General features: G+C 52.7%; 17 protein-coding genes. 8 read left to right on the forward strand and 9 right to left on the reverse strand.

The features are described 5' to 3' along the window. Nucleotides 1–14 precede the first annotated feature (14 nt). From GJJ30_RS11665 to GJJ30_RS11680, 4 genes are all read right to left on the reverse strand, one after another. The gene (locus GJJ30_RS11665; protein WP_154175333.1) at nucleotides 15–911 is read right to left on the reverse strand and encodes a sugar phosphate isomerase/epimerase family protein; all 897 of its coding nucleotides are present in this window, start codon (nucleotides 909–911) and stop codon (nucleotides 15–17) included. 114 nt (nucleotides 912–1,025) lie between these two features. Beyond that, the gene (locus GJJ30_RS11670; RefSeq protein ID WP_154175334.1) at nucleotides 1,026–1,802 is read right to left on the reverse strand and encodes an SDR family NAD(P)-dependent oxidoreductase; all 777 of its coding nucleotides are present in this window, start codon (nucleotides 1,800–1,802) and stop codon (nucleotides 1,026–1,028) included. 94 nt (nucleotides 1,803–1,896) lie between these two features. Beyond that, nucleotides 1,897–2,922 carry a zinc-binding dehydrogenase gene (locus GJJ30_RS11675; RefSeq protein ID WP_154175335.1) on the reverse strand — a complete coding sequence of 342 codons (1,026 nt, stop codon included), beginning with the start codon at nucleotides 2,920–2,922 and terminating at the stop codon, nucleotides 1,897–1,899. Between the two features lie 63 nt (nucleotides 2,923–2,985). Next, entirely contained in the window at nucleotides 2,986–3,690 is a 705-nt protein-coding gene (locus GJJ30_RS11680; protein WP_154175336.1) for an orotidine 5'-phosphate decarboxylase / HUMPS family protein, read from the reverse strand. A 215-nt stretch (nucleotides 3,691–3,905) separates the two neighbouring features. Between GJJ30_RS11680 and GJJ30_RS11685 the strand changes: the two genes are divergently transcribed. The 3 genes from GJJ30_RS11685 to GJJ30_RS11695 are packed head-to-tail and all read left to right on the forward strand — an operon-like array spanning nucleotide 3,906 to nucleotide 7,891. After that, nucleotides 3,906–4,730 carry an HpcH/HpaI aldolase family protein gene (locus GJJ30_RS11685; RefSeq protein ID WP_154175337.1) on the forward strand — a complete coding sequence of 275 codons (825 nt, stop codon included), beginning with the start codon at nucleotides 3,906–3,908 and terminating at the stop codon, nucleotides 4,728–4,730. Nucleotides 4,731–4,737: 7 nt separating this feature from the next. Beyond that, a complete protein-coding gene (locus tag GJJ30_RS11690; protein ID WP_229313085.1) occupies nucleotides 4,738–6,879 on the forward strand; it encodes a hypothetical protein in 2,142 nt (713 codons plus the stop codon). 31 nt (nucleotides 6,880–6,910) lie between these two features. Continuing rightward, on the forward strand, nucleotides 6,911–7,891 hold the full coding sequence (locus GJJ30_RS11695; RefSeq protein ID WP_154175563.1) for a Gfo/Idh/MocA family protein: 981 nt from the start codon (nucleotides 6,911–6,913) through the stop codon (nucleotides 7,889–7,891). Nucleotides 7,892–7,976: 85 nt separating this feature from the next. Here the strand turns inward: GJJ30_RS11695 and GJJ30_RS11700 are convergent, their stop codons facing one another. From GJJ30_RS11700 to GJJ30_RS11715, 4 genes are all read right to left on the reverse strand, one after another. Further along, a complete protein-coding gene (locus tag GJJ30_RS11700) occupies nucleotides 7,977–10,406 on the reverse strand; it encodes a beta-N-acetylhexosaminidase family protein (RefSeq protein WP_229313086.1) in 2,430 nt (809 codons plus the stop codon). Nucleotides 10,407–10,521: 115 nt separating this feature from the next. Then, on the reverse strand, nucleotides 10,522–12,357 hold the full coding sequence (locus tag GJJ30_RS11705; protein WP_154175338.1) for a sialidase/neuraminidase family protein: 1,836 nt from the start codon (nucleotides 12,355–12,357) through the stop codon (nucleotides 10,522–10,524). Nucleotides 12,358–12,496: 139 nt separating this feature from the next. Further along, nucleotides 12,497–13,456 carry a metallophosphoesterase family protein gene (locus GJJ30_RS11710; RefSeq protein WP_154175339.1) on the reverse strand — a complete coding sequence of 320 codons (960 nt, stop codon included), beginning with the start codon at nucleotides 13,454–13,456 and terminating at the stop codon, nucleotides 12,497–12,499. 11 nt (nucleotides 13,457–13,467) lie between these two features. Further along, on the reverse strand, nucleotides 13,468–14,607 hold the full coding sequence (locus GJJ30_RS11715; protein WP_154175340.1) for an acyltransferase family protein: 1,140 nt from the start codon (nucleotides 14,605–14,607) through the stop codon (nucleotides 13,468–13,470). 89 nt (nucleotides 14,608–14,696) lie between these two features. Here GJJ30_RS11715 and GJJ30_RS11720 point away from each other — a divergent pair, with 89 nt between their 5' ends. The 5 genes from GJJ30_RS11720 (at nucleotide 14,697) to GJJ30_RS11740 (ending at nucleotide 21,218) form a co-directional block, all read left to right on the forward strand. Beyond that, nucleotides 14,697–17,294, forward strand: a complete 2,598-nt coding sequence (locus GJJ30_RS11720) for a family 20 glycosylhydrolase (protein ID WP_154175341.1) — start codon at nucleotides 14,697–14,699, stop codon at nucleotides 17,292–17,294. 100 nt (nucleotides 17,295–17,394) lie between these two features. Next, the gene (locus tag GJJ30_RS11725; RefSeq protein WP_154175342.1) at nucleotides 17,395–18,648 is read left to right on the forward strand and encodes an MFS transporter; all 1,254 of its coding nucleotides are present in this window, start codon (nucleotides 17,395–17,397) and stop codon (nucleotides 18,646–18,648) included. A gap of 102 nt (nucleotides 18,649–18,750) precedes the next feature. Next, complete coding sequence (locus GJJ30_RS11730; protein WP_154175343.1) at nucleotides 18,751–19,914, forward strand: DNA-binding transcriptional regulator; 1,164 nt, start codon at nucleotides 18,751–18,753, stop codon at nucleotides 19,912–19,914. A 125-nt stretch (nucleotides 19,915–20,039) separates the two neighbouring features. Next, on the forward strand, nucleotides 20,040–20,495 hold the full coding sequence (locus GJJ30_RS11735; protein WP_154175344.1) for a DUF1440 domain-containing protein: 456 nt from the start codon (nucleotides 20,040–20,042) through the stop codon (nucleotides 20,493–20,495). Between the two features lie 27 nt (nucleotides 20,496–20,522). Next, the gene (locus tag GJJ30_RS11740) at nucleotides 20,523–21,218 is read left to right on the forward strand and encodes a 3-keto-disaccharide hydrolase (RefSeq protein ID WP_154175345.1); all 696 of its coding nucleotides are present in this window, start codon (nucleotides 20,523–20,525) and stop codon (nucleotides 21,216–21,218) included. A gap of 111 nt (nucleotides 21,219–21,329) precedes the next feature. On the opposite strand, the gene GJJ30_RS11745 is transcribed toward GJJ30_RS11740, so the two are convergent. Then, entirely contained in the window at nucleotides 21,330–23,651 is a 2,322-nt protein-coding gene (locus GJJ30_RS11745) for a hypothetical protein (RefSeq protein ID WP_154175346.1), read from the reverse strand. Between the last annotated feature and the right edge of the window lie 187 nt (nucleotides 23,652–23,838).

Genomic DNA, 23,838 nt, shown 5'->3' on the forward strand with positions numbered 1-23,838 from the left:
AGCGTACCGGTTTTTCAGGCCGTTTGTTCGGGCCAGTGCTGCGCAATTTTCCGACGGAGGAAAGCCACACTGCGCGCGAGTTGCTCCATGCCATCGACACCGTCTTCGATGCTGATCCAGCCATCGAAACCAACGCCTTTCAAGGTAGTGAAAATCGCGTCATAATCATTCAGCCCTTTGCCGATTTCGCCGTGGCTGAGCCGCTTTGCGTAGCCTGTAGCGCCACCTTCTTCCTTGCGCAGATCTTCAATGGTTCCTTCCAGCAAATACCGGTCGCTGGCGTGCATCGTCACCACGCGGTTGGCGACCCGGTCCAGCAGTTCCAACGGTTCTTCGCCCGCCAGGTAGGTATTGCTCGGGTCGTAATTGACGCCAAAGTTCGGGTCATGAATCGCATCGACCAACTGACAGAAAACGTCCATTTTCTGCGCAAATTCCGGGTATTCCCAGAAATCGTCCTTGTAGTGGTTTTCGATAATCAGCGTAATGCCGCGTTCGCGGGCGTAGGGCAAACACGCTTCGATGCATTCAGCGGCTAGCCGAACACCTTCATCGATCGTGAGTTCCGGGCGACGCTGGCCCGAAAGCACGCGGCAGTACGAACCACCCAGCGCGTAAGTCATGTCGATCCAGTGTTTCTGTTTGGCGATTTCCTTGGCGCGGAAAGCCGGATCGGGGTGCGTGAAATCCGGTGAACAGCACATCATCGGAATCACCTTGCCGTGGCTCTCCACCTGCTGGCGAAAACGCGACCAGTTGGTTTCGTCCGCCATTTCCAGAAAACCGGCGTACCATTCGAGCCCGTCGATGTCGAGCTGGACGGCGAGTTCGATCCATTCAGAAACCGTCATTGTGCCATCTTTGCAGAGGGCTTGAATAAAAGCTTTGGGAAAAGCAGCCAATTTAGGCATAATATTTTTTGAGGTTTATGGGTTAGAGTTTACGGTTTTCAGTTTACGGTGGCGGACGCACGAAAAGACGAATGTGTCCGCCACCGTAAACTGAAAACCGTAAACCGAAAACCGTTAATTTTTTGGCGGATTTCGCCCGATCAACGGATATTGTTCTAAATCAACGATCTGACCACTGATTGGGCCGCTCTCGTCGGCCAGCCAATAGACGGCGGCTGCAGCAAGTTCATCGGGCCAGATAATCCGACCCGAGGGGGCAAAAACCGGTGAAATGTCTTTGTACCAATCGACGGGCATACCGTGTTCGTGTTTCCGACGGGCTTCGTTTTCGGTGAGCACCCAACCCGGATTGATCTGGTTGACCCGAACACCTTCTTCGCGGTGGAGCGTGTCGCCGAGATTACGGGTCAGGGTCATCAACGCCCCTTTCGAAACGCTGTAGGCCATCAGATCCGGTTCGCCACTCCAGCCATTGACGGAACCGATGTTCAAAACCGCCCCTTTGGTTTGCTTCAAATGGGGCAAAGCGGCCTGGATCAGCGCAAAAGGGGCGAGGGTGTTCACTTCCAGAATATGACGGAAAAAGGCAAGATCGGTCGTGTGAATGTTCGACGAAGCCACCAAAGCCGCGTTGTTCACCACTGCATCCAGCCGACCGAAGGTCTGAACAGCCCGGTCGACCAGCCGCTGCGCAACGCCTTCCACCGCCAGATCTTCGATGTGCAGAACGGCGTTGGCGGAACCCAGTTCGTCTACCACTTTCTGACCCAGTTCCGGTTCCAGGCCGTGAATAACCACCTGCGCTCCTTCTGCCACGCAACGTTTCGCAATGGCTTTCCCGATGCCCGTACAACTGCCGGTAACAATAATAACTTTCTGATGTAAGCGCATTTGCTAGAATAAAGAAGTGAGAATAAAGACAAGAGATTTAAAACAGAAACCAGTCACCGGTTTTGTCTCACTTCTCTTGTCTCACCTCTCCCGTCTATACAGGTTTTAAAACGCTTTTGATGACTTCGCCGTGGTGCATTTTTTCGAAGGCTTCGTGCCATTCGGTGATGGGCCACACGCCACCAATGATCGGTTTGACGTCGAGCTGGCCGCTGGCTAATAGCGCGAGAACGCGTTCCCAGATGGGCCAGTTGTGGCTGAAACTTCCCTGCAGTGTGACGTTTTTCTGCACCAGTGCATCGAGTGAAAAGCCGAGCGGCTGCGGACCCCAGCCTACTTTCGTGATGTGACCATTCGGGCGAACCAGTTGGAGCGCGATTTTTAAGGTAATGCTGGCTCCGGCGGCATCGATGATGCAGTCGGCACCCAGACCGTCGCGTTTTCTGGCCCATTCCGTGGCGTCGCCGATGATGGCCTCGCAACCATACTGCTGGGCGATGGCGAGCCGGTGACGATCCGCTTCCAGACCCACTACCGCTACTTCGGCACCACAAAGCCGGGCCATGGCTGCGCATAAAATCCCGATCGTTCCGGGACCCAGCACGATAACGCGGTCGCCGGGTTTCAGTCGTGAATTTTCGACCACAGCATTGAAAGCCACGCAGCAGGGTTCGGTCAGGCAGGCCTGCTCGAATGCCAGTGCGTCCGGCACTCTGTGGAGAATGCGCATGGGAACCCGAACATATTTGGTCATGGCGCCATCGACGCCGTAGCCAAACCCTTTGCGGGTGGGGTCCAGGTTATAGAGACCCTGCCGGGTCATCGGGTTATTGGGGTCGATGATGGCGGCCGTTTCGCTCACAACGCGGTCACCTTCTTTCCAGCCCACCACCCGGCTTCCGACTTCGACGATGTGACCGCCAAATTCGTGGCCGAGTACGACGGGATAATTAACCGGCCAGCTATGATCGGCGGTCCACTGGTGAAGGTCGCTGCCGCAAACACCGACGTTGGCGACTTCCAGCAAAACATCTTCCTCACCAATGGTCGGTTTTGGAATTTCACGAATTTCAACCGAGCCTTTCTCGGGAGCAAAATTGACAACAGCAGCAGAATTCATTGAGATAAGTAAGGGTTTAATTGTGAGAAAGTTATGCGTTTATTCTCACAGATATGCCGGTTTTTATTTTCCGACGGGAACATCGCCGTACGCGTGAATTTTTTCGCAAATCAGACGAAGGGAGCTTTCCAGATCGCCGTCGGCGGTTTTGAACGCGTCGGCATCGATGGTCAGCGGAGCGCCCAGCACCACGAGCGGAGCGCCGTATTCCGGGCAGCGAATGGCCTGTTCCAGCGAAAGTCCGCCCACGGCCTGCACTGGCACGTTAACCGCCTGCACCACTTCGCGCAGTTGATCGAGCGGGCTCGGCATCCGCAATCCCTGAGCCGCGATGCCCCGGCGTTCATCGTAGCCGATGTGGTGAATAATGAAATCGCAACCCAGATCTTCGAGCCATTTAGCGCCCGCGACCATGTCGGTGGAAATCATGTTGTCACCCATTACCTGAACGCCAAAATCACGACCGGCTTTCACGACGCACTTGACGGTTTCGGCATGGGCGCGCGCCATTACCACGACGTAAGACGCCCCGGCTTTTGCCATCATTTCCACTTCGAGGTAACCGCCGTCCATCGTTTTCAGGTCGGCCACAATGGGCACATTCGGGAAGGCTTCGCGTAGTTTTCGGACACCGTGCAGGCCTTCCGCCAGCAGCAGCGGGGTTCCGGCTTCGAGCCAGTCGACCCCGGCGCGCATGGCCAGTGCCGCTGTTTCGAGCGCTTCATCAATATTGGTGAGGTCTAGGGAAATTTGGACAATCGGTTTCATTAAATGGGGTTGAATTGAAGGATTACGGGACAACTAACAACGTCGGTACTTTTAACTACCAAGGCATTTTTTACCTAATGACTACTCATTTTTTTGCAAAAAAGGCCACTGGAAGATAAATAATTCCTTTAAAAATAGTCGGAATCAGGGACGGAAAAGTACTATAAAGGTGAGCGGTTTCGCATTAGTACTTCTAACCCCAAACTATTTTTAAAATGGCAGCCAAGCCGGATTCTACGTTGCTTGAAAAACTGAAAAATGGCCAGAATGTCTATGGCACCTGTATTACCTCCACCGCGCCGATGTGGCCGATTACGCTCCAGCGGGCGGGCCTCGATTTTGTTTTTTTAGACACTGAACATATCCCCCTCGATCGGGCGGAACTCGCGCGTTTGTGCCAGATTTTTCGCGCTTATCACATTACGCCCATTGTCCGTATTCCGAAACCCGATCCGTTTCTGGCCTGTCAGGTCATTGACGGGGGAGCAGTTGGTGTGATTGCGCCCTACCTCGAATCCGTCGATCAGATCATCGATCTGGTAGGAGCTACCAAATACCGACCCCTGAAAGGCGAGCGGCTGGCCCGGTTTCTGAGCGGAAAAGAACAGATGCCCGACGATTTGAAACAATACATTGAAGCCCACAATGCCGGAAATATCTGCATCGCCAACATCGAAAGCGTTCCGGCGCTCGAACGGCTGGATAGCCTACTGTCGGTCCCCGGACTCGATGCGGTTTTCATCGGTCCGCACGATTTGTCGGTGAGTCTGGGCATTCCCGAACAGTACGATCATCCGGATTTTGAAGCTGCGGTTCTGAAAATCATTCACACGACGCGCGCCAAAGGACTTGCCATCGGCATCCACTTTTCACTGGAACCCGAGCGCCAGATTCGCTGGGTGAAAGAAGGCGTTAACATTGTGGTGCACAGTTTCGATGTCGCTCTGTTCGCGCAGCGGTTACGGCACGACATCGGAACGATCAGGAAAGCCGTCGGCGATGAACCGACGTCGGACGATAGTCCTTCCCTCATCGTTTAATTTTGCCATGATTACCACGGATTCTCCGAAGCGAGTTGCCAAAACCGCCCAGTCGCCAGCTCACCGTTTAAGTACGTTTTTGCTGGTTGGGCTTTCTTTGTCAATTGGTTGGGGAATTCGGGGTAATTTCGGGCACGAATACGGAGCGGCTTTTGCAGGCTGCCTGGCGGCCATCACCGTGGCGCTGCTGTCGGGCCGGGATGACTGGCGGCAGCGGGTCCTGTATTTTGCCTTCTTCGGTGCCATCGGCTGGGGGTTTGGGGCCTCGATTTCCTACATGCAGGTCATCTCCTACACCCAGAGCGGCCACGCGCTTTCGCAGTGGTACGGATACACCGGTTTGTTCTACATTGGTTTTTTGTGGGCCGGACTCGGCGGAGCTGGCACCGCGCTGGCCGCTGTTGCCGGGCAGGATCGGCTGGTACGCTTGTTCAAACCCGTTCTGTTCGTCTTTGCGGCCTGGTTTTTTCAGGATTTGATCGAAGATGCCGTGGCCACTGCTTTGCAGTCCAGCCTTGGTTTCGACCGGACGTGGTCTCGGCACAAAAGCCCGCTCTACTGGTTCGACGCTGATTATCTGGGTGCTTTTTTCGCCTTGCTGGGCGTGGGAGTTTACGATTTGCAGGAACGCCGACAAACCAACGGCTGGCTGCTCCCGGTTTTTGCGTTGATGGGGGCGGTTTTGGGGTATCTGGTCCAATGGATCCTGCAAAAAACCGATCTGGAAGCGGGGCTTTCATCGCTTCTGACGTATTCCTTGGGCGACCCGGCGTACATCGATCCCGCTACGGGAAAACCGGCCTTTGATCCGCACAACTTCCTGAATAACTGGCCGCAGTGGTTCGGCGATTACCCGCAGCACGTCGGCTGGATGCTAGGGCTGGTGCTCGGCATCACGGCTTATTTTATCCGGTTTGGCAAATTCCGCAACGGTTCTTCGCTCATCGTTTACATGGCTTCGGGCTGGTTGCTCGCCTTTCTGGCTTTTCCGGTGCTGGGTAGCCTGTTTTTTGCCGACGCGGGCGGTATTCGGATGACACCGCCCCGGAGCGACGACTGGGCCGGGATTACCGGCGTTTTCGTCGGAACAATCCTTTGGATGCGTCGGAACCAGTTGCTGCCGGTTGCGGTGGCGGCAGTCATGAGCGGAACCATTGGCGGACTCGGTTTCTCGGGCGTTCAATGGCTGAAACAACTACTGATGGCACCGGGAAATCCAGCGATCCTGAAAAACAAGGGATTTTTTCCAGAAAGTGAATCGTTCAGGCACATTGCATCGGACTGGGCCAACTGGCAGCACCAGAACTGGCATAGTTTTCTGGAGCAGTCGTACGGTTTTGTCAACGGTATTGCCATTGCGGTTACGCTGGGTTTTCTGGCCACCCGCATCCCGATGCACGATACGTCCAAAACCGTAGAGCCAACCCGGGGGCGCTGGACGCTCGGCGTGGCTGCGGTTTTTGTTTTGCTGGCGATTCCATACGTCAATCTGGTCAAAAACGTGGAGGAATGGGGTAAGAAACTGAATCCGGAAGTATGGACACAAACCCTCTTTCAAGCCGACGGCAGTTTAAAAACCGCCCCCGCCGTCTGGGATGTCCCGTATCTGGGCCATCTGCCCGGCGTCGATTTCCTCAACCTGAGTCCGGATAGCTGGTTTAAACTCACCTGGTTTTTCCTGCTGCTGATGGCGGTTTTAGTCATCCGGCGTCATTTCCGGGAACCGCTGGCAATCATCCCGAAAAGCTGGCTGGGCAAGGGGCAAATGCTGTATCTGATTCTGCTCTGGGTAATGGTCATCGGAAATTTTGAACGCGCGCTGGTCGACTGGGCTCCCCAACGCCTGCTGACCGAATGGGTCATTACCGTCAACGCCGTTCTGGCTACGGCGCTGGTGTTGCTGGCTCCGTTTGAGAGAGAAACCGTCCGCATCCAGCAGGAAAAAGCGTTTGCGTTTTGGTACAGGCGGGTCTGGTTTTGGGCTGTTGCCTCGGCAGTAGTTGCCGTTCCAATTTTTCTGGTTACCAACCGATTGATTTACCAGTATCCGCCGTATGAAAAACTGGATAAAGTTACCAACCACACGCGGTTTGGGCCGGAAGCGAGTTGGCGCGCCCGCCCCAATCTAAAAAACGCGGAACATAAGTAGGTTTTGTTTTTTCGACTCTTACGTGGGCATGATGGATCAGATCAAATGGGGAATTATCGGTTGCGGGAATGTAACCGAAGTCAAAAGCGGCCCGGCTTTCAACAAAGTGCCGAACTCGTCGCTGGTGGCGGTGATGCGCCGGGATGGCGAACAGGCCGCCGATTACTCCATGCGCCACGGCGTGCCGAAATGGTATGACGATGTGGACGACCTGATTAACGATCCGGACGTCAATGCGGTTTACATTGCCACCCCGCCGGACGTTCACACCGATTACGCCATTCGGGCCATGAAGGCCGGAAAACCGGTTTACATCGAAAAACCGATGGCTCGAAACTGGGCCGAATGCGACGCCGTTATTCAAATGGGCAAGCAAACCGGGTTGCCGGTTTTTGTCGCGTTCTACCGCCGATCGCTTCCGTATTTCCTGAAAGTGAAGGAGTTGATCGACACGAAGGCGATTGGCGACATTCGGCTGGTCAACATTCAATTGCACTGGCAGCCGTATGCTGAGGAGGTCGGGGAGAATCCCCAGCCACGCTGGCGGGTTTTTCCGGAAATTTCGGGCGGTGGCCACTTTCACGACCTGGCTTCCCACCAGTTCGATTTTCTGGAATTTGCGCTGGGACCGATCAAAACCGCTCAAGGTTTTGCCCGGAATCAGGCCGGTTTATACGAAGCCGACGACATTGTGATCGCCAATTTCGAGTTCGAATCCGGCGTTCTCGGAACCGGCAGCTGGTGTTACACCGTCAACAAGGAGCAACGGATCGACGAAGCGCAACTCATTGGTTCAGAAGGGAAAATTACATTTCATTACTTCGAAAAATTCACCATCAAAGTCGAAACGGCGGCCGGTGTGGAAGAATTTAATCTGCCGTATCCGCCCCACGTTCAGCAGCCGATGATCGAAGAAATCGTTAAGGAATTGCGGGGCGAAGGCAAATCGCCGAGTACCGGCGAAACCGGTGGCCGGGCCAATCTGATCATGGACTGGATTACGGCGAAATAAATTTCCAGACAAGAGAGGTGAGACAATAGAGTAGAGACTTTTCTTACTATGCGAGTCTCTATTCTCTTGTCTCACCTCTTACTTCTCATTTCCGAATCAACCAGATTTCCGTTACCTGCGAGCCACGTTCCCCTTCACCGCAGGTCCAGACAAAGGTTACTTTGCCATCGGACGAAGCCGTTTGGGGAAGATCGAATTCATAAATCGGCTGTTCGCCGGTCTGGATAAAGTCGTGAATCACCGAGCCGTCGTCCGTCGTCATTTTCATGCGCGACCGAAACCGCCCGGTGTAGGCAATCCGGATTCGGTACGATGCCGTCGGGTCCAGTTCATCGTAGGCGATTTTCAGCGGCTGGTCGTACAGCGTTTTGGCCTGTTTCATCCAGACCCGGGGCGTAATCTGGCCTTTAAAACCGGTCGCCTTGATCTCGTCCACCCACTCGACACCGACCAGACCCACACCAAAGCCGATTCGGGGCGATTGCAGACTGCCGGGGTCTTTTTCCCAACCCACACCGGGAACGACGCGGTACCAGCTTTCTGGTGCGCCAAAATGATCGTAAAAACCGCCCGGGCCGGGATCGGTGCGGTGCAGCATCTCGTAGATTCTGGCCTGCCGCGCCTTTTCATCGGGTAACTTCTCAATTTTCGCCATCTGATCCATCAGCCAGGGCGAATCGTTGAGCGGAATGCCAATGTTGTCCACAAAATTTCCCCGCCCCGACATCGCGCCGTGCTTTTCCATCGTTAGCTGGGCACCGATCGACTTGAAGAGCGAATCGGCCAGCGCGAAACATTTGGCGCGGTATTCGGGCAGAATCGGCGACTTCCAGGCTTTTTCGAGAATTTCCCGGGCGCGGTTCATGGTCGGTATGGAACCACCCGTTGCGTAAGTTGCCAGCACCTCCCGGGCTCGTTGTTCCAACTCGCTTTCGTACAAAAACCGCTGCTGGGTGTAGGCGTCGAAGTAGGCGCGGATCAAGCCCATCTGAAAACGGGCATTCTGCAACACCTTCAGCGGAGCCTGCTTTTCGAGCGTTTGCCACTGCATCAGCGACTGGTTGACGGCCTGATTGGTGAGGAGGCTTCCGCGCCAGTTATTTTCCAGCGAAATCAGGGCCTGCGCCACGGTTTCGGTATAATCCGGACCGATAAACAGCCGGGAAAAATCGCGCAGGGTTTCGATCACCGGCGTTTCGGGGTTCCAGTCCTGATCGCTCCAGACAAACTTGTTGACGTCGTCGTTGGTGCCTTCCGAATAGCTGATGCTGCCCACGCCAAACTCATCGAGCGCGTTATGAATCGCCTTTTCGTCGTGCGGGCGCGGGTTGATGCTTTCGCGCCCACAAGTCATCGACCAGGCCAGATCCCAGTGCGGAACCGGGTATTGCGAACTGTAATTATGCGTGATGTCGGGATAGTGTCGAATCGGAATCGACGGTTTGACAATTTTCCGAATTTCCTGCACCGGCATTTTCACCCAGGGCCCGAAAACGACTCCGCCGAACCACGGATATTCCTTGTTGACGTGCTTGTAAAAAGCGTCGAACCACGCCTGGTTTGGCCGAAAAACCTGCGGAGAAACCCAGATTTTGGCTTTCGGGTGGTATTTATTCAAAACCACGGCTTCCTTTTCGAGCCAGGCAAACAGCACGTCGGGCTCGAGGTCGCCGGGATCACCGCCCGGAACAAAAACCGCATCCAGTTTCGGAACGGACGCAAAAATCTCCTGCCGTTCTTTCAGTTCCTTCTGGATCGAATCCGGATGGACGTAATCTTTAGCCAGGTTCGGGTACCACATCCAGACATCCAGACCGTACTCCTTGCAAATCCGCGACTGCTCGCCGATCATTTTGATGGCGGGAAGTTTCATGTGCCGACTCGTAAAATCGTCGTCGGTGCGCGGGGGCATGATTTCGATACTGTTGGCCCCAAACAGCGCCAGATCGCGGATATACTGGTCGAACTGGGCGACCGTGAACGCATCGTAGGCGTTGGTTTTGGGTCGGTAACCCAACTGGTGTCCACGAATCGGGTACCGGGGACTGGTGGCGATAGTTGCGTTGTCGGGCACCAGAATCTGGCCGGGGCGAATTTCCATTTTGCGCAACAGCCGACCTACCCCAAACAGCAGTCCGCGCGCATCTTTCCCCACCACCAGAACGGCCTGCGAATTCTCCTGAACCAATAATTTATATCCTTCTTTGGTAATTGAAGGCATTCCGGCCAAAGCCGTTCGGAAGGTTTCAGGAAGTGTATTTAGCTCATTTTCGGTTAGTAAATAAATTGCAGGTTGCCCGGCCCCCGGCAGTTTTTTGGCGACAGGCAATTTGATCCGGCTTCGTTTGGCAAGTTCTTCCTGGAAAACCGCCAGGCTTCGGAGCAATACATTCGGGTCTTTTACGGGGCAATAAATCTGCGCTTTGGTAAGGTCAATGGGGTTTGAACAGGCCGGTTTCGACAGCAAAATCACAAATCCAATCAGCACAAAAAACGCTTTGAGTGGCTTCAACATGGTAATTTTAAGGGTCTGGGTTTTGGTAAACTTTTAATTAAAAATGGACTTCAACAATCATAAACGGTTTTACTACTGAACGACATTCGCGGTAAGATTAAAGTTTGATTGATGACTATTTTATTGCCTTAACCTGCACATCATCAATGTGGTAGGTGGCCGCAGTCACGGGCTCGTCGGCTCCCGGCAGGGGCGGCCCCGGTTCTTCGTTGGGCGTTTTCCGGTTGGGTAAATTCCGGTATGGCCCCGTCCGTATCGACAGCCGTTCGACCGACTTGACGGCTTTGGCCAATGCCGCTTTTGTTAAGACTTTTTTGCCATCGATTGCCAGATCGTAACATCCTTTCAGGCTGGCGTCAACGCTGAATGTCAATTCATACCACTTTCCCGGCTGATACGACTGGAGCGGTTTTTCGGTGCTGCCATCGGTTGCCACAATGCTGCCTGTTTCATCGAACCGCAGCCGCACCGGACGATTTCCGTAGCGGTCGGTGAGGTCAATTTCCAACGTGCCGGTGTTGTTTTGGGAAGCGCGAACTTTTAGCCGGGTTTCGATCCGATTTCCCTCCTCAAATACCCGAACCGCACGGGCATAATCGTAGGGGTCTTTGTCGGTTAATTCCAGGCATTTTTCACTTGAACCCGGAGTATTGACCACCAAAACCGGAGCCCATTTCGGTGCGTAGATATTCCAGTCGGTAACGCTGCCATTCAGCACCAATCCATTGAAGTCATCGGCCACTGGACCACGGATCGCATACCGCACCGGCGTCGGTATCCGGCTGATCCAGATGTCCTCTTTGTTCATGCTGTACGACAGCCACATGTCGTTGCCGGGCGGATTTCCGTTGCCTTCTTCGATGCCGCGCATGTAGCAGGGGCCAAAGTCTTTCCAGCGGCCAAAAAACCGGCGGGGTGGCACTTCCCCCTGAACAATCAGCAAGTTATCGAATAAAACGCCGTCGTCTCCGGTAATGATTGTGAGCGGATACCGGTATTCATCCAGTTCAATCGGATTGTAGCAAATGGCAAACCGACCATCGTCCGTGCGCTGGCCCCACTGCTTTCCACCCGCCATGACCATCGTCGGCACCTTGATTGGTTTGGAAAACGTTTTCCCTTCGTCGGACGACAGGGCACTGTGCGAGCGCTTCCACAACGCCACCACTTTTCCGTCTTTTCGGTGGTAATACGAGAGCGCTTCGCGGGCTTCTTTTCCGCCGTAAAAACCGTCGAGTCCCCGGTCTTCGTCCCACCATTGAAAAGTCATGAGTTTGTCTGCCAATAGTGCATTGCAGGCATCCAGAAAACCGGTGTCGGTCGACTTTTTAAAAAAGGGGAAGCTCGTGTTGGTTTCGTTCCAGCGAACGCCGTTGATGGTGGCATGACTGCTGTATCGGATGAAATAGATCGGGCCGTAGGTGCCGTCTTTGTAGGCTTCCCGAACCACGCGGCCAATACCGCCCTGCCCGAACGGATCCTCAGCGTGCCCGTAGAACGCCAGCACGAGCAGACGACCGTTAGGGGCTACGTAAAAACCCATGCGCTGGTGCATCATGTAACCGTTGGAACTGTCGGGAATTTTAACGCCGGTGGGCGGTTCGTAAGGCGGAAAAACCACCTTTGGTTTGCTCCAGTCCCGACCGTCTTTGGAAGTCATCACCAGCGTTTGACCCGGCGAAATGTGTTCATCGACCGGATTGCTCAGGTATTGCTGGTAAAACGTGTTGTTCCAGTAGCAAAGATTGGAAGCGTGGTTGTACGTCCAGCCGTGTCCGTCGGCGAGGTCGGGGTGGGTGCGATTAACGCGCAGCGTCTGGCGGCTTTCGACCCCAATGGCGTAGCGAAGTCGCCCGTCGTGGACACTCGGATCGACGGATTCTCCGCCGATATACCGCACGGGTTCTGCCGGGGTACCGGTTTGAGCGTGGCTGGTAAAATTAACAAACAAACAAAAAGCAATAGAAAGTAAAGAGTTTTGGAACGTCATTCTTTCTGAAATTACACCCCTAAATCCCCTAAAGTGGACTTTTTCAGCTGGACAATTCTGTGTCCCAGTCCCCTTTAAGGGATTTAGGGGTTATGATTAATTACTGATTTACGGGAGAAAAGCGTAGTTTCTTTTCCCGGATTCCGGGCCGATCATACGCTTTATTTTTGTCGGGATAGCCGACATCCCAGGGCGAAGGACCCACCCAGCTTGACTTTTTACCGGCAATCTGGATCACGCCATTCGTTGAGATTTCGACGACGGTATAGAGCGGATCTTTGTATGGAGCCGTGTATTTGATCCACTTATAATTCTTATCAATTTCGTCGCTGTACCGAACGTGACCGTATTCTTCACCCAGCCATTTATAAGACATGGAATTGATGCAGATGTACCAGATTCCGTTTACCTCTTCGGCCCGGTCGTAGTGAACATGGCCGTAGAAATTGGCGATGATTTTAGCCTTTTTCGTTTTGGCATTGTGCGCTTCCAGCATGGCCCGGATTTCGGCGGCATTATCCACGCCGTCGAGGCCCAAACCCTGATGGGAAAAGATAATAATGGGCGTGGTGGCTTTTTCCAGTTCAGCTTTCAGCCACGCCAGTTGAACGGTTCCGACGTGTTCCTGATAACCTTTCAGTTCCGGAGATTTTTTGTCGTTACCATCCAGAATGATGAAGCGAAAGCCTTGTTGATCAAAGGTGTAGTAGGAGGAAGGCATCTTCCGGTGCGCCAGTGCCTGAGCGAGTGTGGTGCCGCCATCCATTTCGTGGTTACCGATCAGGTGGTATTTGGGGCCGGGATAAGACTCCCAGATTTTGAACGCATAGTCGTATTTTTCGGCGGGTGTGCTGAAATCACCGAGTTCGATAATGAAATCCGGTTTGGCGGTTTTCATGCTGTCCATAAAGGCCTTCAGCCGTGATTCGCCGTCGTGCATCGTCGGAACGTGAACGTCGGCAAACATCCCGATTTTTACTTTTTTTATCCCGTTTTTCTGGGCAATCGAAAATGTCGTTACCAGACAGAAAAATAGGGTTAGAAAAGAATATTGTTTCATTTTTTAATCGCTCAAAGCTTAATAAAAATCTTTCGCCGGTAGAGGATGTAGGCCGGAATAAAATTGATCCCAACAAAAAACAGGGCATACGCCATACTGGCAAATCGGGGATCGAAACCCAGCCCCGTTAAAGCCGCAACGCCGTGTTCGTTTAGCGAATGTCCGCCGAATTTCAGGGAATAAAAAAGAATGGAAAATACGTCCGCTAAAACGAAAACCGTTATCGCGTTGGCTCCGAAAATGATACCCGGTTTGGTGCCACCGGTTTTTCCCAGAATGTCCACCAGAAAATAAACCGCACCGAGCAACAACGCGGCAAAACCGGAAGTAACCAAAACGAACGAACTGGTCCACAGGTTTTCGTTCAGCGGGAACGTCAGGTTCCAGAAAAAACCGGCAGCTGCCGTGAACACCCCGGCCGTCATCAGGTAATTTACTTTTTCATTGCGACTTAACGGGCTGATCATCAGGCGACCCGCCAGCAACCCGGTTATCCCGGAAACCGCCGATGGGAAGGTACTGAGAATGCTTTCGGGGTCCCAGGTGTGCTGCCACATCCGCCCCGGCAGGTATAAATTATCAAACCAGGCGACGAGGTTGGCCCCCGGTTCCAGCATGACTTTTCCGTATCCGGGCGTCGGAATCAGCGTCAACGCGAGCCAGTAAACGACCAGCGTAACGATGGCAATCCAGGCTTGCTGCCGCCAGGTAGTATTCAGGAAAAGAAAGGCGCAGATGAGAAACACGAAAGCAATCCGCTGGAGCGTGCCCGTCCACCGAATATCGGAAAAGCTGAACGTGGACAGGATATTCAGGAACATTCCGACGGCAAAGATCTTCACCGCCCGGATGATAATTTTTTTGTACATTTCTCCTTTCGGATCACCGCTTTCCAGCCGTTTGGCGTACGCCAGCGTAATGGAAACTCCAATGATGAACAGGAAGAATGGTGCAATTAAATCGGTGAATGACAGGCCGTTCCACTTCGTGTGCTGCAACTGAAAATAGACATGCTCGCCGTCGCCCGGGAAATTGACCAAAACCATGGCCGCAATCGTAAAACCGCGCAGGGCATCGAGCGATATCAACCGGTTTGGGCTGGAAGCCAGCAACTCGGTTGAAGGGACCGATTGATTCGTTGGAGTAATCATCGATGGGAAAGCTTGAAAAAGTCTTTGAGCGCCAGTGGTATTTTTAATACTGGATTCCGTATTATTAAGGCTATTTAACTCACCCTTCCATGCGTAACTTTTTTTGTCTCACGGCTTTATTCGCCGTTGTATTTCTGCTCAATAGCTGCAAATCATCCGAAAAAGAAACCGGGCAAATCGCGGTATCCTGGCAACTGGTGACCAATTTTACGGAGGTCGAGAACGGTTTTGAAGCCCGGTTTACCCTGGCAAATCACGGCAATACGGCCCTGACGGACAAAAACTGGGCGCTGTTTTTCAACATGTCGCCCCGGCCGATTATTCCAACAAAAACCTCGCAATCCGCTACCGTTCAGCATATTAATGGCGATTGGTACAAGATGACGCCAAATGCCGGTTTTACGCTGGCTCCCGGCGATTCGACGGCCATTCTGTATGCCGGAACCGAAGCCGTGATCAAACTAACCGATGCGCCACTGGGACTGTATTTTGTATTTTACGACAAGGATGGCAAGGAAGAAAACGTTGTCGAGGTCGCCAATTACCGGGCGTTGCCATTGACGAAAAAAGAGCAGCAACTGCGCGGAAAAGCCGACCTTCTGCCGCTATATACGGCGGCCAAACGGTACGAAGACAACCTGGCACTGAGTCTGCTCGGTGCAAACCAGTTGCAGAAAATTGTGCCCTCACCAGTCAAAATAACGAGCGGTTCGGGTACGCTGAATCTGGATAAAAGTTTTCCGATTTACTACGGGAATGGCTTGGAAACGGAAGCGAAACTGCTGAGTCAGAAGTTGAAAGCCGTTACCAATACCGATTTCCCGGTTCAGGGCGGTGCTGCTTCCGGCAAAGGGATTGTACTCAAAACCGGGCCGGTTTCGGTGAACGGCGTGGCGAAAGAAGCTTATAAACTGGATATCAACCCGAATGGAATCACAATTACGGGCAGCGACGCGGCTGGTGTTTTTTACGGTGTCCAGAGCTTGCTGGCGCTGGTACCGACCGAATCGTACCTGAAACCGTCCGCGAGCCTGACCCTGCCTTTGGTGCAGGTGGAGGACGCCCCGCGCTTTGCGTTCCGGAGTATGCACCTGGACGTGAGCCGGAATTTCCAGACCAAGGAAACCGTGTTGCGGCTCATTGACCTGCTGGCTTTTTACAAGATCAATCACTTTCTGTTTTATACGACCGAAGACGAAGGCTGGCGGCTCGAGATCGACGGTTTGCCGGAACTGACCAAAGTCGGTGCCCAGCGCGAACACACCGCCGGGGGAATGGCGGCACCGGTTTTGCACCCGGCTTACGGATCGGGGCCGAAAGCATACGAAGAAGGCAAACACGGCAGCGGTTTTTACACAAAAGCGGATTTTATCGAAATTCTGAAATACGCCACCGAGCGGCACATCAAAGTCATTCCCGAACTGAACTTTCCGGGCCACGCCCGTGCGGCCATCAAGTCGATGGAAGCCCGGTACGAGCGGCTGATGAAGGAAGGCAAGGAAAAAGAAGCGAATGAATACCGCCTGGTCGATCCGAATGACAAATCGGTGTATCTGTCGGCGCAGGGTTACAAGGACAATGTGGTGAATGTGGCCCGTGAATCGACCTACCATTTTTACGAAAAAGTGGTGGATGAAATCACGAAAATGTACGCCGAAGCCGGTTTGAAACTGGATACGTTCCACGCCGGGGGGGATGAGGTGGCCGAGGGCGTCTGGACGAAATCACCCGAAGCAGCCCAGTTACTGAAAGATAATCCGGCGGTAAAAGATCCCAAAAACCTGCAATCGTATTTTTTCGGAAAACTGCTGAAACGGCTTGAAAAACGTAATCTGAGCATCCACGGCTGGGAAGAAGTCGCACTCAACAAATCGCCGGAGGGCAAATACCTGCCGAATCCGGAGTTTGTGGGTAAAAAAGTGGTGCCTTACATCTGGAACAACATTTACGACCTGGATTTAGGGAACCGGCTGGCGAATGCAGGCTATCCGGTCGTGCTATGTAATGTTACCAACTTCTATTTTGACCTGGCCTACAACAACGATCCGCAGGAGCCGGGTCTGTATTGGGGCGGTTTTGTCGATACGCGCGCCAACTGGACGTTTGCGCCTTTCGATATGTTCAAGACGACGTACCGAACTTCAATGGGCAAACCGCTGGTCTTCAGCGGTTTGGAAAAGATGAAGCCCGAAGCGCGCAAAAATGTGATCGGTTTGGAATCGCAACTGTGGAGCGAAACCGTGAAAGGTCGCGAGATGCTCGAATACTATTCACTGCCGAAACTACTCGGCTTTGCTGAAAGTGCCTGGGCAGCTGAACGGCCTTGGGAAACCATCGAAAACCGGGAAGCTCGTGAGAAATCCATGCAGACCGGCTGGAATGTATTTGCCAATACGCTGGCGCAGAAGGAGTTGCCCCGGCTGGCGGTTTTGAACAACGGCTACAATTACCGATTGCCGTTACCAGGAGCGGTTTTGCAGAACGGCGAATTGAAAGCAAACATCGAGTATCCGGGGTTGAGCATTCGGTATACAACCGACGGCTCCGAACCTACCGCCCAATCGACCTTGTATACCGCGCCGGTGAAGGTTTCCGGAAAAGTGAAATTAAAAAGTTTTGATGCTGCTGGCCGGTCGAGTCGGACGGCAGCATTGGACGGCAACGCGGCCGGGTCGACGCTCGATTGAACAGATGTAACGGATTTTAACTGATAATCCGTTTTAATCCGTCCCATCCGTTCAATCAAGCGCCGACCCGGCCGCGTTCCTATCAATAATTTGAAAAGAAATGAAGCATAATTCCCTGATTGTCACATTAATCCTGCTCATATTTTTTGTTATATCATTTCTGACCAATATCCTCGGTCCGCTTATTCCGGACATTATCAAAAGTTTTGAGTTAAGCATCGGTCTGGCCGGTTTTCTGCCGTTTGCGTTCTTTGTGGCTTATGGCGTGATGTCGATCCCGTCGGGAATTCTGGTCGAAAAGTACCGCGAAAAACCGGTGCTGCTGGGGGCATTTTTCCTCGCTTTTGCGGGCGCTTTATTGTTCGCCTTGGTACCCGGTTTTTCCGTTGCCCTGTTCTCCCTTTTCCTGATCGGCGTCGGGATGGCAATGCTTCAGGTGGTGATCAATCCATTGCTGCGGGTGGCCGGTGGCGAAGCGCAATTTGCGTTCAATTCGGTGCTGGCGCAGTTGTTTTTTGGGGCGGCTTCGTTTTTGAGTCCGCTGTTATACAGCTACTTAGTGAGTAATGTGCATTCCGGGGTCGAGTCGTCGGCGTTGATTGCGCTCTTCAATCAACTGGTTCCCTCCAATCTTCGCTGGGTGTCGCTCTACTGGGTTTTTGCCCTGACGGCCTTCCTGATGGTGGTCGTCATTTATTTCGTTCGCTTCCCGGAAGTGGAATTGAAAGATGACGAGAAGATCGATACCGGAAAAGCGTTTAGCGACTTGCTCGGTAACAAAACCGTGTGGCTATTTTTCGCCGGAATTTTCGCATATGTCGGCACGGAACAGGGCATTGCCAACTGGACGTCGCAGTTTTTGCAAACCTATCACGGCGTCGATCCGGCCACGACCGGCGCTTCGGTTATTGCCTATTTCTGGGGGTTGCTAACGGTCGGTTGTTTGCTGGGATTGTTGCTCCTGAAGATTTTCGACAGCCGCCGGGTGCTGATGCTATTCGCGGCCGGGGCCATCATTGCATTGTTGGCCGGGTTGTTCGGCACGAAGGAACTGGCGATTTACGCTTTTCCGTTGACCGGTTTTTTTGCTTCCGTCATGTGGTCGATTACCGTTTCGCTGGCGCTGAATTCGGTGCCGCACCACCACGGAACGTTTTCGGGAATTTTGTGTACGGGCATTGCCGGGGGTGCCGTCGTGCCGCTGATCATCGGCGGTTTGGGAGAGCTGGTTGGATTGAGATTCGCGATGTTGTTCCTTTTGATAACGTTGGGTTACATTTTCAGCATCGGTCTGTGGGCCCGTCCACTGGTGAACAATGCAACGGTGAAGAGTTTTCGGGAGTTATTTGAGTGAGAGAGTTATTTCGCGGAGATTAGCGGAGAAAAAGGGAGTTTAGCGGAGTTATATTTTTTTTCTCCGCTAAACTCTGCGAAATAATTCCTTTACAAAACAAATATGCTTAAAATCATCCTTCTGATCGATTTCGCTGAGGATTACAGCAAAAACCTGCTGAAAGGCGTTACGAAATATTCGCGGGAACATGGCCCCTGGGTGTTTTGCCGGATGCCGCTTTATTACCGCGAGACCATCGGAATTAAAGGCATTCTGCAATGGGCGCAGGAGTGGGGCGCTGACGGGATTATCGGACAGTTTTATAACGACAACGAAATTTCCGAAATCATCAAAGCCGGGATTGCGGTGATTGCGCAGGACTTCAAGGAGCGGTTTGACGACATCCCGAATATTACCGGAGCCTACCACGAAGCCGGGGCGATGGCTGCCGATTATTTCCTGAAAAAAGGTTTTACGCAGTTTGCCTTTTACGGTTTTAAGGACATTGTCTGGTCGCGGGAGCGGGCGGAAGGATTCGAAAACCGCATCAAAAGTGCGGGCTACGAGGTACATTCGTTCGAGCATACCAAGGCCCAATCCAGCGAATTGTGGTATTACAAACCGAGTTCGTTGAGCCAATGGCTGCAATCGTTGCCGAAACCGATTGCGATTATGGCCTGCGATGACCGTCAGGGTCAGCACATTACGGAAGCCTGCCGCCAGACAGGCATCCGGATTCCCGAGGAAGTGGCGGTTTTGGGTGTCGATAATGACGAGACGATCTGTGAACTTTCCGATCCACCTTTGTCGAGCATTGCGCTGGATGCGGAGAAAGGCGGTTACGACTCAGCCCGGCTCCTCGATCAGATGATCCGTACGGGCGTGGCCGGTTTTTACGATATTGTGGTGAAACCGACGCAGGTGGTCACGCGACACTCGACGGATATCTATGCCACTAACGATCATTACATCGCTTCCTCGCTGAAATACATCCACCAGAACATCGATAAAAATCTCCAGGTGGAGGAGGTTGTCAGACAGGTTCCGCTATCGAGACGAGCATTGGAAAAGCGGTTTTTCACGATTACTGGCTACCCGATTTACAAGTATATTTTTAACCTCAGGATTGAAAAGTTTACGCAGAAACTCCTGGAAACCGACATGACGGTTTTTGAAATTGCGCTCGATATGGGGCTGACGGACAGCAAGAACATCGCCCGGCAATTCCGGCAGGTAAAAGGCTGCACGCCGATTGAATTCCGGAATAAATACGTGGCGGGGAAGTGAGTTTGAAAAAGAGTTGTTTCGCAGAGTTTAGCGGAGGAAAAGAGAGTTAAGCAGAGTTTTTTATACATTTCTCCGCTTAACTCTCTTTTCCTCCGCTAAACTCCCCGAAATAACTCAAATAACCTATGACATCTCGACTTAAGACGATTTTACTTGCGGGTTTTACCGCCGGGACATTGGACATCATAGCCGCCATTGTTTTGCTTGGCAATAGGAAGGCGGTTCCGATTTTGAAGTACATCGCGAGTGGCGTGTTTGGAAAAGAAGCGTTCGCCGGTGGCACCGAAATGGCGGTGCTGGGCCTCCTTTTTCATTACACGATCGCGTTTTCATTCGCCATCGCGTACTTTCTGCTATTTCCGTCGCTGCCACCGCTGCTGAAAAAACATAAATTGCTGAGCGGTTTGCTCTACGGAATTTTAGTCTGGTGCGTGATGAATCTGGTAGTCGTGCCGATGACCAACGTGTCGCGCGGGCCGATCAAACTGGAGAGCGCGTTGCTCAATATGGGTATTCTGATGGTGTGCATCGGGTTGCCCATTTCGCTTATTGTCGAGCGGTATTATGCGTCGAAAAAATAATAAACCTTATAACCAACTCCTAAACCCATGTATTTTCTGCTTGCAATTTCCCTTTTTGTTAACTCTTTCTCAGGTTTCGAAAATCGTTCCAAACCCGTTCAGTCCGGTTGGATCTGGCTTTTTGATGGCTCCAACACCAGCCAGTGGACCAGCGCCAAAGCGGCCGGATTTCCGAAGGAAGGCTGGAGTATTGAAAATAAAACGCTGATTGCCAACAAAGGCGGTGATAAATCGAAGCGGGGCGGTGACCTGATTTCGACCCGGAAATTCAGCAATTTCGATTTACGGTTTGAGTTCAAACTGACGCCCGGCGCCAACAGCGGTTTGAAATATTTCGTCAAGAAATATCCCGACGGCGCCTGGCTGGGCTGCGAATACCAGATCATCGACGACGCGAATAACAAAGACATTGCCGCCGACAAAGACGACAAACGCCGGACAGCCGGTTTGTACGAATTGTTCGCACCGACGTCCCGAAAACTGAAACCGATTGGACAATGGAACGAAGGCCGGGTGGTAGTCAAAGGCAAGCACGTTGAACATTGGCTCAACGGAACAAAAGTCCTTGAATACGAGCGTGGTGACGACCGGTTTAAAGCCGCCAAAGCTCAAAGTAAATTCAAAGCCGTTGAAGATTTCGGAACCATGGAATCCGGCTATTTTCTCCTGCAGGACCACGGCGACGAAAGCGCGTTTCGGAATATTAAGGTGAAGGAATTATAGTTTTTAGTTTACAGTGTATGGTTTTTAGTTGTAAATGTGAACCGCCAGAATCTCGCGTCAAAAACTAAAAACCATACACTGTAAACTAAAAACATAAGCCGTCAACAGGTACTACTGCTTCAACAGCCACACGTCCGAAACTTTCGAGTGTTGGCGCCAGTTCAGGTGGGATTCTTCGGGCTCATCGAAGGTGACGGAAATCTTTCCATCTTGGGTGAGCGACAGCGGAACGATCCATTCCTTAAAAGTTTCGTTCGCTTTGTTGTAAATGAGCGGTTTCAAGCGATAGCCGTCCACGCGGAGGAGCGCTTCGCCCAAACCAGCTACCCGGATGATGTACCGGCTGCCCGGGTCGAGGTTATCGTAATCCAGCGCCGGTTCGTTCTGAAACGTTTGCGTCGATAGCCGGGCGCGGCTGAAACCGTTGTCCCACCAGGCAATGTCCGTGGCATCTTCGGAGATGGTTTTCACGCGCGGACTTTTGCTGCCGCTCGACACATCATCGTAATAGCTACCTTCGCCGGGCGTTTCCCAGTTGCCTATAACGTGCAGCCGCTCCAGCTTTTCTTTCGGCGTTTTCATGGCCTGAACTTTCTTGAATTCATCGGCCAGCCACCAGCGGTTATTCAGCGGATAATCCACAAAATCGAGCGAAGCACCCCGCTCGTAATTCTTCGCCTTGTATTTTGGAACGCTGGTTTGCAAACCGATGGAAGCGTACAAATCCGCGCACAACGTTTCGATTTTCTTCCGCAATTCGGGCGAAACCGGCTCTTTATCGGCCTTCGTTACAACCGCCAGCGCCGATTCCATGCTCTTTTCCACATCTCCTTCTTTCGCCTGCGCCAGAATCGCATTAGCGGTTTTTTCGAGGCCTTGCTCATAAATTAACCGCCGACGCGTATAAGTGTCGTAGTAGGCGCGCATGAGCAGCATTTGCCACCGCCAGTTGTTTTTAAGTTCAGGATGAGCGGTTTCCAGACTTTTCCAGAAACGAAATGTAGCTTCCACACCGCCGTTTTGGGCCAGCGGCCCCTGCCAGTTGTTTTCGAGCGCGGAAATACCGTCGGCGGCTTCGTTGGCCACCAACCAACCGAAGAAAAACCGGCTGTAGTCGTTCAGGATTTCGTTGACGTCTTTGGTCGGATCCCAGGCGCGCTGGCTCCAAACGATCTTGTTAATATCATCGTGACAACCATCGGAGTACGACACAAAACCGTCAGTAAAGGCAGCGTATTTTCCGTGGATTCCGGCGAAGAAAAACGGCCGCGGATTGATGGCTTCCCGGCCCAGCGTCAGGGCGTAAGCCTGATCCCAGCGCTCGACCGGAAATTCGCAACGGACGTTGTGCGTCAAATCCGGGTATTCGCGATGTTGGTAGTTTTTGGGCAGCCGGTACCGGGTTTCGGCCATCGGCGGACTGCTTGGTCCCGACACCACACCCTGCAACCAGGTCGGCTTGTTTTGCGCCAGGTAATTGTAGAAATAGTCGATCTGTTCGGTGTTAAAACCCTGCAACGAAATCCAGATTTTGGCCTTCGGATGGGCTTTAACCAGCCTTTCCTGCAGGTCTTTCAGAAACGCCATCACCTCGCGCGGATGGTTATCGCCGGGGTCACCGCCGGGGAAAAAGATGTGGTCGAGCCGGGGGCAGGATTTATAAAAAGCCTCGTGCTTTTCGATTTCCGCTTTTCGCTTCGCTTCGTCGGTCAGTTCGAATTCAACCGGCGTCCAGACCCAATAATCCATGTCGTATTTCTGGCACAATTCGCTCATCCGAACCTGCATTTCGGTGGGCGGAATCTTGAAATGCGGGCTGGGTTTTTCTTCTTCGTGGAACGGAATCCCTTCAATGGCATTGGTGCCGAAAATCGCCAGATCGCGGTAATACTGGTCAAATTGGGCAACCGTCCAGGCATCGTACGAATTAGCGGTGGTGCGATACCCCAACTGATGGCCACGAATCGGGTAGACGGGGGCGCTGGCAAATTCGACCGGGCTGACGAGTTCGAGCCGTTTGGCGTCCATTTTCAAATTCCGGAGTAACCAGCCGGAGCCGAATAGAATGCCGCGTGAATCGGCCCCGATGATCCAGAGGGTCGTTCCTTTGGCCCCGGTTTCAGTTACGATCCGGAAACCTTCCGGTTTTTGTTCCGGCAATCCGGTACCCGTTCGGGTCGGAACCGGTTTTCCCAGCACGTCCTTGTCCGAAGAAAGCGCCAGAACGAGCGTCGTTGCGCCCCAGCTTTGCGACTGTTTCAGCGTCGTATTGGTGCGTTTGTCAATCTCCTCCACCAGCATCTGCGGAGCGGTCGTCCGCATGGGAGCGGGGATGGAAGGGGAAACGACAATAACCGCATTTTTTAGATTAACGGGTTGAGCGGCAAGCGGTAACGTGAGCAGGAGTAATAGAATACTTAAAAAAGATTTCATTTTAGGGACTAGGAGAGTTTGTTGGAGTTATTTCGCGGACGGGGCCGCCCGGCGGTTGAGCAGAGTTAAAGGGAGTTAAGCGGAGAAATATAAAACTCTGCTTAACTCTTTTTTACTCCGCTTAGAGCCTGTCTAAATTTTATACTTTACTTTCTTTCGCGTTGCCCCCAACCCCCTAAAGGGGGCT

Source organism: Larkinella terrae, from assembly GCF_009668025.1.
Lineage (GTDB): Bacteria > Bacteroidota > Bacteroidia > Cytophagales > Spirosomataceae > Larkinella > Larkinella terrae.